The organism is Streptomyces sp. CAI-85 (assembly GCF_013363615.1).
GTDB classification, from domain to species: Bacteria; Actinomycetota; Actinomycetes; order Streptomycetales; family Streptomycetaceae; genus Streptomyces; species Streptomyces antibioticus_B.
Genome location: NZ_JAANNX010000007.1, coordinates 28,196 through 42,222 on the forward strand (window position 1 = coordinate 28,196; position 14,027 = coordinate 42,222).

General features: G+C 75.1%; 12 protein-coding genes and 1 pseudogene. 10 read left to right on the forward strand and 3 right to left on the reverse strand.

Annotated features, from left to right (window positions below):
• The first annotated feature begins 4 nt into the window (after nt 1-4).
• The 5 genes and pseudogenes from G6W55_RS11715 to G6W55_RS11735 all read left to right on the forward strand — a co-directional run bounded on the left by G6W55_RS11715 (nt 5) and on the right by G6W55_RS11735 (nt 5,371).
• Nucleotides 5-1,624: an ABC-F family ATP-binding cassette domain-containing protein gene (locus tag G6W55_RS11715; RefSeq protein WP_175520756.1), complete on the forward strand. Its 1,620-nt coding sequence runs from the start codon at nt 5-7 to the stop codon at nt 1,622-1,624.
• A gap of 85 nt (nt 1,625-1,709) precedes the next feature.
• Nucleotides 1,710-1,943 (forward strand): annotated as a pseudogene (locus tag G6W55_RS11720) (DUF6158 family protein); the annotation flags it as partial.
• A gap of 258 nt (nt 1,944-2,201) precedes the next feature.
• Nucleotides 2,202-2,912 (forward strand): hypothetical protein, encoded by a 711-nt coding sequence (locus tag G6W55_RS11725; protein ID WP_175520758.1) that lies wholly within the window; start codon nt 2,202-2,204, stop codon nt 2,910-2,912.
• Nucleotides 2,913-3,059: 147 nt separating this feature from the next.
• Nucleotides 3,060-4,307 (forward strand): aminotransferase class I/II-fold pyridoxal phosphate-dependent enzyme, encoded by a 1,248-nt coding sequence (locus G6W55_RS11730; protein WP_175520759.1) that lies wholly within the window; start codon nt 3,060-3,062, stop codon nt 4,305-4,307.
• Nucleotides 4,304-5,371, forward strand: coding sequence for an MBL fold metallo-hydrolase (locus G6W55_RS11735; protein WP_175520760.1), 1,068 nt, complete (start codon nt 4,304-4,306; stop codon nt 5,369-5,371). The genes G6W55_RS11730 and G6W55_RS11735 overlap by 4 nt, the downstream gene beginning before the upstream one ends.
• Before the next feature lie 87 nt (nt 5,372-5,458).
• On the opposite strand, the gene G6W55_RS11740 is transcribed toward G6W55_RS11735, so the two are convergent.
• Genes G6W55_RS11740 through G6W55_RS11750 form a run of 3 tightly spaced genes read right to left on the reverse strand, consistent with a single transcriptional unit; the run spans nt 5,459 to nt 7,800 of the window.
• Nucleotides 5,459-6,343, reverse strand: a complete 885-nt coding sequence (locus G6W55_RS11740) for a hypothetical protein (protein ID WP_175520761.1) — start codon at nt 6,341-6,343, stop codon at nt 5,459-5,461.
• Between the two features lie 54 nt (nt 6,344-6,397).
• On the reverse strand, nt 6,398-7,030 hold the full coding sequence (locus G6W55_RS11745) for a VTT domain-containing protein (protein WP_175520762.1): 633 nt from the start codon (nt 7,028-7,030) through the stop codon (nt 6,398-6,400).
• Nucleotides 7,027-7,800 carry an MBL fold metallo-hydrolase gene (locus G6W55_RS11750; RefSeq protein WP_175520763.1) on the reverse strand — a complete coding sequence of 258 codons (774 nt, stop codon included), beginning with the start codon at nt 7,798-7,800 and terminating at the stop codon, nt 7,027-7,029. The genes G6W55_RS11745 and G6W55_RS11750 overlap by 4 nt, the downstream gene beginning before the upstream one ends.
• An 84-nt stretch (nt 7,801-7,884) precedes the next feature.
• On the opposite strand from G6W55_RS11750, the gene G6W55_RS11755 reads away from it, so the two are divergent.
• The 5 genes from G6W55_RS11755 to G6W55_RS11775 all read left to right on the forward strand — a co-directional run bounded on the left by G6W55_RS11755 (nt 7,885) and on the right by G6W55_RS11775 (nt 14,025).
• Nucleotides 7,885-8,286: a hypothetical protein gene (locus G6W55_RS11755; protein WP_175520764.1), complete on the forward strand. Its 402-nt coding sequence runs from the start codon at nt 7,885-7,887 to the stop codon at nt 8,284-8,286.
• A 280-nt stretch (nt 8,287-8,566) separates the two neighbouring features.
• On the forward strand, nt 8,567-10,594 hold the full coding sequence (locus tag G6W55_RS11760; RefSeq protein WP_309243687.1) for a phage holin family protein: 2,028 nt from the start codon (nt 8,567-8,569) through the stop codon (nt 10,592-10,594).
• Nucleotides 10,595-10,673: 79 nt separating this feature from the next.
• Nucleotides 10,674-11,735: an ATP-binding protein gene (locus tag G6W55_RS11765; protein ID WP_175520766.1), complete on the forward strand. Its 1,062-nt coding sequence runs from the start codon at nt 10,674-10,676 to the stop codon at nt 11,733-11,735.
• Complete coding sequence (locus G6W55_RS11770) at nt 11,732-13,531, forward strand: hypothetical protein (RefSeq protein WP_175520767.1); 1,800 nt, start codon at nt 11,732-11,734, stop codon at nt 13,529-13,531. Before G6W55_RS11765 ends, G6W55_RS11770 begins: the two co-directional genes overlap by 4 nt.
• A 68-nt stretch (nt 13,532-13,599) precedes the next feature.
• The gene (locus G6W55_RS11775; RefSeq protein WP_175520768.1) at nt 13,600-14,025 is read left to right on the forward strand and encodes an OsmC family protein; all 426 of its coding nucleotides are present in this window, start codon (nt 13,600-13,602) and stop codon (nt 14,023-14,025) included.
• Nucleotides 14,026-14,027: the final 2 nt, after the last annotated feature.

Here is a 14,027-nt window from a genome sequence, read left to right on the forward strand (position 1 = left end):
CCTCATGGGACATCTGGAAGCCGCGCACCTCGAGTACTACCTCCCCGACGGGAGGGCGTTGCTCGGCGACGTGTCCTTCCGGGTCGGCGAAGGGGCCGTGGTCGCCCTGGTCGGACCCAACGGCGCCGGCAAGACCACCCTGCTGCGGCTGATCTCCGGCGAGCTGAAGCCGCACGGCGGCACCGTCACCGTCAGCGGCGGCCTCGGCGTGATGCGCCAGTTCGTCGGCTCCGTACGGGACGAGACGACCGTCCGCGACCTGCTCGTGTCGGTGTCCTCGCCCCGTATCCAGGAGGCCGCGAAGGCCGTCGACAGGGCCGAGCACGCGATCATGACCGTCGACGACGAGGCCGCCCAGCTCCAGTACGCGCAGGCCCTCTCCGACTGGGCCGAGGTGCGCGGCTACGAGGCCGAGACCCTCTGGGACATGTGCACCACGGCCGCGCTCGGCGTGCCCTACGACAAGGCCCAGTTCCGGCTGGTGCGCACGCTCTCCGGCGGCGAGCAGAAGCGGCTCGTCCTGGAGGCGCTGCTGCGCGGCACCGACGAGGTCCTGCTGCTCGACGAGCCCGACAACTACCTCGACGTCCCCGGCAAGCGCTGGCTGGAGGACCGGCTCAAGGAGACCCGCAAGACGGTCCTCTTCGTCTCCCACGACCGCGAACTCCTCTCCCGCGCCGCCGAGAAGATCGTCTCCGTGGAGCCCTCGCCCACCGGTGCCGACGCCTGGGTGCACGGCGGCGGCTTCGCCACCTACCACGAGGCCCGCCGTGAACGCTTCGCCCGCTTCGAGGAGCTGCGCCGCCGCTGGGACGAGAAGCACGCCCAGCTCAAGAAGCTCGTCCTGAACCTCCGTCAGGCCGCCTCCATCAGCCATGAGCTGGCCTCCCGCTACCAGGCGGCACAGACCAGGCTGCGCAAGTTCGAGGAGGCGGGACCGCCGCCCGAGCCGCCGCGCGAGCAGGACATCACCATGCGCCTCAAGGGCGGCCGCACCGGCGTCCGCGCCGTCACCTGCCAGGACCTCGAACTGACCGGCCTGATGAAACCCTTCGACCTGGAGGTCTTCTACGGCGAGCGGGTCGCCGTCCTCGGCTCCAACGGCTCCGGCAAGTCGCACTTCCTGCGCCTGCTGGCCGGCGAGGACGTGGCGCACACCGGCACCTGGAAGCTCGGCGCGCGGGTCGTCCCCGGGCACTTCGCCCAGACCCACGCCCACCCCGAACTCCAGGGCCGCGCCCTCCTCGACATCCTCTGGCAGGAGCACTCCCAGGACCGGGGCGCGGCCATGTCCCGGCTGCGCCGCTACGAGCTGACCCAGCAGGCCGAACAGACCTTCGACCGGCTCTCCGGCGGCCAGCAGGCCCGCTTCCAGATCCTGCTCCTGGAGCTGGAGGGCGTCACCGCCCTGCTCCTCGACGAGCCGACCGACAACCTCGACCTGGAGTCCGCCGAGGCGCTCCAGGAAGGACTCGAGGCGTTCGAGGGCACGGTCCTCGCGGTCACCCACGACCGCTGGTTCGCCCGCTCCTTCGACCGCTACCTGGTCTTCGGCAGCGACGGCCGGGTCCGCGAGACCCCGGAGCCGGTGTGGGACGAGCGGCGGGTGGAGCGGGCCAGGTGAGCGGCCCCTGAACCGTGCGGGGGCCCGTGGGGCCGAATCTTCGTACAGTGGAGGCACACGTCGGAACGACGAGCGGGGTGCCACGATGACCGGAGTCGACCCTGACCGGCTGGACGACCAGCAGCTCATGAAAGAGCTGGAGACGATCCACCGCACGCGCCACGACACCCTGCTGTACGGCTCGAACGACGCCCTGCGCGCCCACAACGACCGCATGGCGCGGCTGGAGGGCGAGTACCTGCGCCGCAACCCCCGCCGTTTCGTGGCGCCCGGCCGCACCCGCGAGGGGGCCCGGGAGCGCGCCGCCGCGCCCGACGGCGCCCGCCGGGGCCCGGCCGGGCGCGGGCGCGAGACCGGCACCCCGGTGGGCAAGTGGGGCCGGGAGTCCTTGGGCGGCGGCTGACCGTACGACGTCCTCGGTGCTCCTTCCGCCACGCCGGAACGTCACCCGCATGGCGGACCCCTGTCCCGCGAATGGGGTCCGGCCGCGCGCGGCACGGCCTCGGGCGGGCTGTGATGGTGCGCGGGACCGCCTCGGCGGACCCGCCCCGCAGCCGCCGGCCGAAGGAGCCGCTCCATGCGCCGCACCGCACCCCTGCTGTCCGCCGTCGCCCTGGCCGGTGCCCTGCTGGCCGCCGCCGGCCCGGTCGCGTCGGCGGATCCGGCGGCCGAGGTCAGCCCCGGCAGCGTCGACCCGGGCGGCAGCGTCACCGTCTCGGTCACCTGCGACCCGCCGGGCGGCACCGCCCCCGAGACCATCGACGCCTCCTCCCTGGCCTTCGCGGACGGCACCGTCCGGCTCACCCGGGTCACCGGCACCGACGACCCGGCCGCCGGGCTCTCCTACCGGGGCACCGCCCGCAGCAGCGGCGCCGCCGACCTCGACGCGGACGAGGGGCTCGGCCCCGACACCGCCTGGACCGTCGACGGCACCTGCCCGGCGCCGCCCGACGGGGAGGGCAGCCCCTGGAGCGCCACCTTCGACATCACCCGCGCGAGCGGCGGCGGATCCTGTCCGCCGGAGTACGGCGACACCGGCGCGCCCTGCGACACCGGCCGGCCGACCCCCGCGCCCACCCACCACACGTGCTCCCCCTCCGCGCCGCCCCACGGCGGAGGGGACCGCACCGACCCCTGCGCGCCCCCGACCGTCGAGCACGGCGTACGGGCCGGCGCCGGCGGCTCCCTCGGCGACTCCGTGCCCGCCCTGATCGCCGGCGGGGTACTGATCGCCGGCGCGGCGGGCGCGGCCGGACACCGGCTCTACCGGCGCGCACGGGACACCTGACCGCACCGGCGCGCCACGCACCACCGGGCACACGTGACACGCGGGGGGCCATAGGTCACGCACCACAGGGCACATGTCACGCAGCACCGGGCACTGGCCACGCAGCAGCGGGCACAGGCCACCAGGGACGGACCGCGCGGAGGACCCATGCCGAGCACGGAACCCGAAGGACACGGGCCGGTCCGCTACGGCCCGCCGTTCCCCGTGGACGGACTGCCCGTGCCGCCCGGACTCGCCGCCGTCCTCGCCGGGGCCGCCGGCCGCGGCGACGGCGAACCCGTCGGCGGCGGACCCGCGCTGCGGACGGCCGCCGCCGGCTACTGGGCGCGGCGCGGCACCCCCGTCGACCCCGCGGGCGTCGTGGCCGGGCCCGGCGCGCCCGCGCTGCTGCTCGCGCTGACCGCCGCGCTCGGCGGCGACGTCCTGGTACCCCGGCCGTGCGCGGCCTGGTGGGCGCCGTACGCGCGGCTGCTGGGCCGCCGGGTGTTCCATGTCGCCACGCCCGCGGAGTGCGGCGGCGTCCCCGACCCGTACGCCCTGCTGGAGACCGTGCGCCGGCTGCGGGCCGAGGGCGGCGACCCGCGGCTGCTGGTGCTGTCCGTCGCCGACGACCCCACCGCGACCGTGGCCCCGCCCGAGGTGCTGCACGAGGCCGTGGAGGCCGCCGCCGCGGAGGGACTCCACCTGATCAGCGACGAGACCTGGCGCGACACCGTGCACGCCCCGCAGGACACCGTCCCGGTCGGCCCGGCCGAGATGCTGCCCGACCGGGTCACCGTCGTCACCGACCTGGCCGGCGCCCTGCTGCCCGCCGGCTGGCCGGCCGCCGTCGCCCGCCTGCCCGCCACGGCCGCCGGGGACGATCTGCACGCGCGCGTGCTCGACGTCCTCACCGCCCTCGACGCGCGCGTGGCCGCCCCGGTCGCCGCGGCCGCCGCGCACGCCCTGTCCGAGCCCGCCGAGGTCACCGAGCGGGTCGCCGCCACCGCACGGCTGCACGCGCTGCTGGCCCGGGCGGTGCACACGGCGGTGACCGGCGCGGGCGCGCTGGCCCTGCCGCCGCGCGCGGGACGGCATCTCTACGTCGACCTGGAGCCGCTGCGCGAGGCGCTGTCGCCGCGCGGCGTCGGCGACGCCCAGGACCTGGAGGACTTCCTCTCCGCCCGGCTGCGGATGCCCGCGCCGGGCGGACACCGCTTCGGCGACGACCTCGCCGCGCTGCGCGTCCGGCTGACCACCGGCCCGCTGCTCGGGGACCCGGACGCACGGCGCACGGAATGCCTCACGTCCCCCGCGCCGTTGGAACTGCCGCACGTGCACCGCGCGTTGACCCGCCTCACGGCGGTCTTCGACGATCTCCGCGACGACGCCCGGCGAGGGGAGCCCTCTCGATGACGCAGCAGTCCGAGTCGACCACGGCGGAACCGGCGCCCTCCGGGGACACCGCCGCCCCCGCCTCCGCGCCCTCCCCTTCCGCACCCCCGTTCCCGCCGCTCGCCGAACCCCGTCCGCCCGGTGAACGGCGGGTGTGGCCACGCACCTTCCACGACCGGCTGACCGCCCCGCTGCCCGGCCTCAAGGCCCTCGCCCGGTTCGCCCGCGAGGGCTCCGTCCGCCCCGGCAAGGAGGGCCTCGCCGACATCCCCCGGCTGCCCTTCGCGCCCGCCCCGCTGCCCCGCGCCGACGCCGGGACCGTCGCCGTCTCCTGGGCGGGGCACGCCAGTTGGGTGCTGCGGATCGGCGGCCTGACGATCCTGACCGACCCGGTCTGGTCCCGCCGGATCCTCGGCACCCCGGCCCGGATCACCCCCGTCGGCATCCCCTGGGAGACCCTGCCGCCCGTCGACGCGGTCGTCGTCAGCCACAACCACTACGACCACCTGGACGCGCCCACGCTGCGCCGACTCCCGCGCGACACCCCGGTGTTCGTGCCGGCCGGTCTCGGAGTCTGGTTCCGGCGCCGCCGGTTCACCCGGGTCACCGAGCTGGACTGGTGGGAGGCGTCCGAACTCGGCGGTGTACGCCTCGACTTCGTCCCCGCCCACCACTGGTCCAAGCGCACCCTCACCGACACCTGCCGTTCCCTGTGGGGCGGCTGGGTGCTCACCGCGCCCGACGGCCGGCGGGTGTACTTCGCGGGTGACACCGGGTACGGCCACTGGTTCTCCCGGATCGGCCGGCGGTACCCCGGTATCGACCTGGCCCTGCTGCCCATCGGCGCCTACGATCCGCGCTGGTGGCTCAGCGACGTGCACTGCGACCCGGACGAGGCGGTCCGCGCCGTGCTCGACCTGGGCGCACACCGGATGGCCCCCATGCACTGGGGCACCTTCGTCCTCTCCGCCGAGCCGGTCCTCGAACCCCTGCACCGGGTCCGGGCGGCCTGGACGGCGGCGGGCCTCCCCCGCGACCGGCTCTGGGACCTGCCGATCGGCGGCTCCCGCGTGCTGCCGGACTGAACGGCGGGCGAGGCCGGGCGCGCGCAGCGGTACGGCGCACTCGCCGTGCGTGTTCCGAGGCCGCACCAGCGGCGCGGACAACGGGCCCTATACGCGAGGCGGTTCGGGGTCGCGGTTCGCGCAGGGGGCGCCGAGCAGGGCGGCGGCCTCGCGGACGGCGGCCTCGGTGCGGCCGGTCAGCAGCAGGACGTAGTCGTCGGCGATGCCGCGGTCGTGACGGACGATCAGATCCGGTCCGCCGTAGAGCACGACGTCACCGGCCAGTTCGCGCCACGGCAGCAGCCCCATGTCGGGGTAGGCCGCGGTGAGCCGGGCGAGGGCGGCCGGGTCGCGGTCGAGGTCGTTCTGCTGGACCGCCAGCGTCCAGCCGAGCCGGGACGGCAGCCGCATCAGCGCGAGATGCAGAAGGTGCTCGGAGACCGAACGGTCCTGCACCACCCAGCCCTCGTCCCCGACGCTCACCAGCACCCGCGGGTCGTCCTGGCCGGCCTCGGCGGCCGCGTAGCCCCACTCGTTGCAGTACTGGTACTCCGCCATGAAGACACAGACCCGCCGGTCCCCGCCGGGCGGCAGCAGCGGGCTGCCCTCCGGCACCTCCTTCGCGACTCCCCAGCCGGTGGGGTCGGGGCGCAGCGTCGGCGGCATCTCGGGGTGGGTCCAGTACCAGCGGGCGTTCGCCATGAAGGTGTTCTCGGGCCAGGTCCACCACTCCCGCAGCGCGACCGGCACGGGCAGGCTCCGGTCGATCCGGGCCTCCTCGTCGTCGTCCTCGTCCTTTTCGTCTTCGTCTTCGTCCTCGTCGTCCTCGTCCTCCCACAGCTCCGGGTCCCAGTCCTCGGGGTCCCACTCCTCGGGCTCGAAGCCCCATTCGCGCTGCACCTCGGACAGCAGCTCCCAGCGGGACGTCCGGGGTGCCGCGAGCCGCGCGGCGAACTGCCCGTAGTCGACGACGTGTTCGGTGCTCGATGTCATGGGCGGGACCCTAGTGGGTCCCTGTGACAATGCCGTACGACAACCGGCGCGCGCTCAGCCCGGCTGCGGTCCCCGCAGCCGCCGCCACACGCTCGGGGCCGCGCTGATCAGCAGCGTCAGGGCGACCGCCGCGACCACGCCCTGCCAGGGTTCGGGGAACAGCGAGCCGCCGACGATCCCGATGAGCTGATAGGTCAGCGCCCAGGCCAGACAGGCGGGGAGATTGCCGCGGACGAAGCGGCGCAGCGGCCACTCGGCCATCAGACAGGCCAGCATCACCGGGATCCGGCCCGCCGGCACCAGCCGGGACAGCACCAGCACCGTCGTCCCGTGCTCGGCGAGCTTGTCCTGCGCCTGCGTCAGCCGCTCCTCCGGGGCCCGCGACCGGATCGCCTCCAGCCAGCGCGAGCCGCCCCGCGAGCGCATCCCGCGCCGGCCCAGCCAGTACAGCGCGGCGTCCCCGCAGAACGCGGCGAGCGACGCCGTCAGGAACACCAGGGCCAGTGAGAACGGTGCCGCCCGGTGGAACGCCACCACGGCCGCCGAACTCACCAGCGCCCCCGTCGGCACCACCGGCACCAGCGCCCCGATGAACACCAGCAGGAACAGCGACGGATAGCCGAGCGCCTGCTGTGTCGACGCCGTCGGCGCGGTCGTCGCGGCGGCGGCGAGCCACCACCATCTCACCGCGCGGCCTCCAGACGCACGCTCTCGCCGTGCCCGAGCCGGTGCACCGCCACCCGGGGCGCACGCTCGGCCGCGAGGCGCACGAATTCATCGCCCGGCGCATGGAACTCATGGGGGCGCACGGCGTCCATGCCGATGGGCCAGTACGTGCCCCAGTGCACCGGCACCGCGCTGTGCGGCGCCAGCCGGGCCAGCGCCTCCGCCGCCCGCCCCGCGTCCAGATGCCCGGCGCCGAGGTACGGCCCCCAGCCGCCCACCGGCAGCAGCGCCGCCTCGACCGGCCCGACCTCGTCGGCCAGTTCGTCGAAGAGCCCGGTGTCCCCGGCGAAGTACGTCCGCGCCTCGCCCTCGACGACGTATCCGAGGGCGGGGGAGCGGTGCGGTCCGACCGGCAGCCGCCGTCCGTCGTGTCGGGCGGGCACGGCACGTATCCGCAGGCCGTCGACGGTGACCACGTCACCCGGCGCCATCTCGTCGATCCGCAGATGGTCCAGTCTGCGCAGCGCGGGGACGGCGCGCGAGGCACCCAGGGGCACCAGCAGGCGCGTGCCCGGCGCGAGGCGCGCCAGCGAGGGCACATGGAGATGGTCGGCGTGCAGGTGGGAGACGACCGCGACGTCCGCCTGCCAGGCACGGGGCGGGGGCGGCGCGCCCCGGCGGCGGCGCAGATGGGCGAGCCGGCGGGCGAACAGAGGATCGGTCAGCACACGCACGTTCGAATCCTCGACCGTGCAGGTCGCGTGACCCCACCAGGTGATCTCCACCGGCACCTCTTTGCCTCCTTCGCGCGACTCCCCCGAAGCCTACGGGCAGGAGTAGGGTCGGCGGCGAAACCCGGAGGTGAGGGGGACCCCATGGGACCGGTGCGGGTCACGGCGATCGCGAGTCTGACGCCGCTGGAGGAGCTGGACGCCGATCCCTTCCTGGTGGACTCCCGCAGCCAGCACGCGATGTGCGCGCGCTGGGCCGCCGAGCGCGGCTATGTGGTGAGCAGGGAGCTGCTGGTGCGCGGGCTGCGCGCCGACCACTGCGTGCTGTGGGACGGCGTCCGCCCCGGGGCCGACCTGTTCGTCGCGCCCAGCCGCCGCGTCCTGGAGAGCGCCCTGTCGGACGTCGAGGAGTTCACCGAGGAGTGCGCCCGGCGCGGGGTGCGGGTGGAGACCGTCGGCTTCGCCGAACCCTCCTACGACGCCCAGATGAAGGCCCGCGTGCACCGCCGTCTGTCGATGCCGACCGCCGGCTACGACGGCCGCTGAGCAAGCCGTCCGCCGAGCGAGCCGCCCGCTGAGCGAGCCGCCCGCCGGGCACGCCGTCCGCTGAGCGAGCCGTCCGCCGGGCACGCCGTCCGCCGGGTGCGCCGCCCGCCGACCGGCCCGACCACCGGGTGCGCCGTCCGTCCATCAGGCCGTGCTCCCGCCCGGTGTGACAGGGTGGGGGAGGGACCCCGCCGGCGTCGGGGCCGGAACGCGAGGTGGACGGGGCGTGCGTGGGGTGCGGTGGCGGCGAGCCGTCAGTCAGGCCGGGCGGAGTCTCACCGTGTGGGCCGTCTCCACCCTGACCATGCTGGTCCTCGCCGGGATCCTGCCCGACTTCCGCCTCCAGTCCGCCGACGGCGACAGCGCCACCGTCATCGCCGTCACCGCGGCCGTCGGCGCCGGTGTCTTCGGTGTCCTGTCGGCGCTGGTCTGGCCGCTGATGGTCCGGCTTCTGCTGCTCGTACCGGCCCTGGTGCTCGGCCTGCTGGTGTTCTTCCTCAACGGCTCCCTGCTGCTCATCGCCCTGCGGCTGACGCCCTCGGGACAGACCGAGGCCGCGCCCGAGACCGCCGTGATCGTCGCTGCCGTGATGTCCGCCGTCGCCTCCGCGACCGGCGGCGCGCTCGCCGTCCGCGACGACGACGCCTACCGCCGTCGGCTGTACCGGCTCGCCGACCGGCGCCGCCGCGGCGGACCGCCAGGACCCACCGGCCCCGGCACGGTCTTCCTCCAGCTCGACGGCGTCGGCCACGACGTGCTGGCCGACGCCGTGCGCGCCGGACTGATGCCGACCGTCGCCCGCTGGCTCGGCGAGGACGGCACCGGCGCAGCCCCCACCCACCGGCTCACCCCCTGGCGCACCGACTGGTCCAGCCAGACCGGCGCCAGCCAGCTCGGCATCCTGCACGGCAGCAACCACGACGTCCCCGCCTTCCGCTGGTACGAGAAGGAGACCCGGGAGGTGATGGTCTGCAACCGCCCCACCAGCGCCGCCGAACTCCAGCGCCGCGCCGTCGAGCGCACCGGCGAGGGCGGACTGCTGACCGGCGACGGCGCCAGCCGCGGCAACCTCTTCAGCGGCGGAGCCGGCGAACAGGCCCTCGTGCTGTCCATCGCCGCCCGCCGCCGCGGCCGCGAGAACCGCTCCCGGGCCGGCTACTTCGCCTACTTCTCCGACCCCGCCAACGCCGTGCGCACCGCCCTGTCGTTCGCCGCCGAGGTGGGCCGCGAGATCGGCCAGTCCACCCGCGCCCGGCTGCGCAAGGAACGCCCCCGGGTCGGACGCGGCGGCCTCTACCCGCTGGTGCGCGCCTTCGCGACCGTCGTCGAACGGGACGTCGTGGTCGCCGCCGTCACCGGCGACCTCCTCGCCGGCCGCGGCGCCGTCTACGCCGACCTGGTCGCCTACGACGAGGTGGCCCACCACTCCGGGCCGCTCGGCCGCGACACCGCCCAGGTCCTCGGCCGCCTCGACCGGGCGCTCGCCCTGATCGAGAAGGTCGCCGAGCACGCCCCCCGCCCCTACCGGATCGTCGTCCTGTCCGACCACGGGCAGAGCCCCGGCGAGACCTTCCGCGCCCGCTACGGCCTCACCCTCGGCGATCTGGTCCGGGCCGGCTGCGGACTGCCCGTGCCGCGGAAGGCCGAGCGCACCCACAGCGGCGCCGAGGCCCGCGCCGCCGTCCGCGCCGCCCTGCGCCGGCCCGTCGAGGAGGGCGGCGAACGCCACCGGCCCGCCCGTCGCCGCTCCGAGCCGATCGTGCTCGCCTCCGGCAACCTCGGCCTGATCTCCTTCCCCGACGTGCCGCACCGGATGAGCAAGGAGGAGATCGACGCCCGCCACCCCGCCCTCCTCCCCACCCTCGCCAACCACCCCGGCGTCGGCTTCCTGCTGGTGCGCAGCGAGGAGCACGGCGGGCTCGTCCTCGGCGCCGCCGGCGCGGCGATCCCGCTGGACCGGCTCGACGAGGAGCCGGGACCGCTGGCCGCCTTCGGGCCCGGCGCCGCCGACGCCGTCCGCCGCACCCACGGCTTCCCGCACACCGCCGACATCATGGTCAACTCCAGCCACGACCCGGCCGACGGCGAGGTCCTCGCCTTCGAGGAGCAGATCGGCTCCCACGGCGGCCTCGGCGGCGCCCAGTCCCGGCCGTTCCTGCTGTCCCCGCTCGCCCTGTCCGAGCCGGTGACGGACGGGGAGGTGCTGGCCGGCGCCGAGCACGTGCACCGCGTGCTGCGCCGCTGGCTGCGCGAGTCCGAGGGGCCCCAGGTGCCGGTGGAGCCGGTGCGCCAGGAGCGGGCCGCCTGAAAATCGGCTGCGCCCGGGAAGCCGTACGCACACACTGACCGTGTCGTCCACTCCCGAACGCTCCCGAGGAGCCCCCGCCTTGCAGGCTGCCGTCACGGTCACCCCCTCCCGCGTCCCCGAACTCCTCCTCGGCCTGGCCACCGTCCGGCCGGTGTTCCTCTGGGGCGCCCCCGGCATCGGAAAGTCCTCCCTGGTCAGGGAGTTCGCCGAGTCGCTCGGACTGGAGTGCGTGAGCCTGCTGGGCACCCAGCTCGCCCCGGAGGACCTGATCGGCGTCCCGCAGATCCGCGACGGCCGCTCGGTGTTCTGCCCGCCCGAGGCCATCGCCCGCGACGAGCCGTACTGCCTCTTCCTGGACGAGCTGAACGCGGCCACCCCCGACGTACAGAAGGCGTTCTACTCGCTGATCCTGGACCGCCGCATCGGCAGCTACGAACTGCCCGCGGGCTCGATCGTGATCGGCGCCGGCAACCGCGCCACCGACAACGCGCTCGCCCGGCCGATCGCCTCCGCGCTCGTCAACCGCCTCGCCCACGTCCATCTGGAGGCGTCCCCGCGGGACTGGCTGGCCTGGGCCGCGGGCCACGGCATCCACCCCTGGATCCTCGACCACCTCACCGACCGCCCCGACCATCTGTGGTCCAGGCCGCCCAAGACCGAGGAGCCGTTCTCCACGCCCCGCTCCTGGCACATGCTCTCCGACGCCCTCCACTCCTTCGGCCGCGACCTCGACGAGGACACCCTCAAGATCCTCGCCCACGGCACCCTGACACCCGCGCACGCCACCGCCTTCTGCGGCTACGTCAAGATCGTCCGCAGCCGGTACGGCATCGAGGCCGTCCTGCGCGGCGACGCCCCCTGGCCGCACCGCGTCGAGGACCGCGACCTGCTCTACTACCTCGCCGACTCGTTCCGCGGCCGTCTCGTCAAGGAACTCCCCGCCGTCAAGGAGCACATGTCGGCGAACGGCCGGCAGACCGCCCACCGCGCCAAGTCGCTGCTCGTCCAGCTCGCCGAGATATCCGTCGAGGTCGCCCAGACCGTCATCGCCTCCGACGCCGACGGCAACCCCGTGCTGCCCGCCTGGTTCCTGGTGGAGGCGGCCCGGGACATGCCCCGCCTCGTCGAGGCGCGCCGATGAGCCGCCCCGGCCGCGGCAAGAAGAAACGCGATCTCGCCCAGGAGGCGTTCGAGGCGGGCCTCGCCCTGCTGCGCGGCCACCCCGCGCTGAACGCCGTCTCCTTCACCGTCTGCCGCGACGAGAAGTGCCCGGCCGCACCCCGCGACGGACTCGTCCGCGTCGACTCCGACGGCGTCGCGCACGTCCACCCCGCCCGCCTCGCCGAACCCGCGCGGTGGGCCTGGGCCCTCGCCCACGCCGCGCTCCACCTCGGCTTCGGCCACCTCCCGGCCGCCGCCGGCCCGCGGGTCCAGCCCGACCGGTTCGACCTCGCCGCCCGCTGCGTCGTCGTCAACCGTTTCCTGCTCAGCTCGCCGCTGGGCACCCCGCCCGAGGACCATCCGCTCACCTACCCCGACGGCGACGAGGAACGGCTCGCCGCCCGCTGGCGCCGCGCCGGACTGCCCGCCGCCTACGAGCACTGCGGCACCGCGGGATCCGAACCCGACCAGATGCTGACGCCCTGGGACCTCTGGCGCCAAGGGCCGCCCCCCGACCGTCAGTCGGCCTTCGCCACCGCCCTCACCCGGACCGTGTCCGCCGCGATGGACATGGCCGGCGGCCGCCGCGCCACCCTCCACGACGACCTGGCGCCCACCCGCTCCTGGGAACGCGCGCTGAGCTGGTTCATCTCCTCCTACCCGCTGCTCGGCGGCATCGCGGCCGGCATCCGGCTCGTCGCCGACGCCGAACTCGCCCGCGCCCACGGCATCCGCGTCGCCGCCGTCGACACCGAGGCCGGCGAGATCTACGTCAACCCGCTGTATCAACTCGACGACGACGAATGGCGGTTCGTCCTCGCCCACGAGATGCTGCACGCCGCCCTGCGCCACGGCGACCGGTGCGGCACCCGCGACCCCTACCTCTTCAACGTCGCCTGCGACTACGTCGTCAACGGCTGGCTGAACGAGATGCAGGTCGGCACCATGCCCCACGGACTGCTCCACGACCCGGAGCTGAGCGGCCTGTCCGCCGAGGAGGTCTACGACCGGATCGCCGGCGATCCGCGCCGGATGCGCCGGCTCGCCACCCTGCGCGGCAAGGGACTCGGCGACATCCTCGGCGGCCCGCTCGGCCCGCCCCGCGACCACGTCGACCTCGACGGCTTCTACCGCCGCGGCCTCGCCCAGGGCCTCGATCTGGACGAGCGGCAGGAACGCGGCTTCCTGCCCGGCGGGTTGGTGGAGGAGATCCGCGCGCTCAGCCACCCGCCGCTGCCCTGGGACGCGCGACTCGCCCGCTGGTTCGCCGAGTTCGTGCCCCGCCCCGAACCCCTGCGCTCCTTCTCCCGCCCCTCGCGCCGCCAGGCGTCCACCCCGTCCATCCCGCGCGCGGGCCGGTGGTTCCCGCCGGAGGAGGTCGCCCGCTGCACCTTCGGGGTGGTCCTGGACACCTCCGGCTCCATGGACCGCACCCTCCTCGGCAAGGCCCTCGGCGCCATCGCCTCCTACGCCGAGGCCCGGGACGTCCCCGCCGCCCGGGTCGTCTTCTGCGACGCCGCGCCCCACGACGCCGGCTATCTGCCGGTCGCCGACATCGCGGGCCGGGTCCGGGTGCGCGGCCGCGGCGGTACGGTCCTCCAGCCCGGCGTCGATCTCCTGCTGCGCGCCGAGGACTTCCCGCGCGGGGCGCCCGTGCTGGTCATCACCGACGGCTGGTGCGATGTCCTGCGGATCCGCCGCGAACACGCCTATCTGATCCCGCAGGGCGCCCGGCTGCCGTTCACGGCGCGGGGGCCGGTGTTCCGGGTGCGGTGAGCGAGAGTGTGATCGGATGGGGGACACAGAGACCCGTCCGACGGGACACCCACGCGAAAGGAACAACCGTGGCCACCACGCGCTCCGCACACACCGTCTGGGAAGGCAACCTGCTCCAGGGCAACGGCGTCGTCACCTTCGACTCCTCCGGTATCGGGGAGCAGCCGGTGTCGTGGCCGTCGCGCGCCGAGGCGGCGAACGGCAGGACCAGCCCGGAGGAGCTGATCGCCGCCGCCCATTCGAGCTGCTTCTCCATGGCCCTCTCGCACGGACTGGCCGGCGCGGGCACCCCGCCCACCAAGCTGGTCACCTCCGCCGACGTGACCTTCCAGCCGGGTGAGGGCATCACCGGCATCCACCTCACCGTGGAGGGCACCGTCCCCGGCCTCGACGAGGAGGCGTTCACCGCGGCCGCCGAGGACGCCAAGAAGAACTGCCCGGTCAGCCAGGCCCTCACCGGCACGACGATCACCCTGTCGGCCAAGCTCGCCTGACC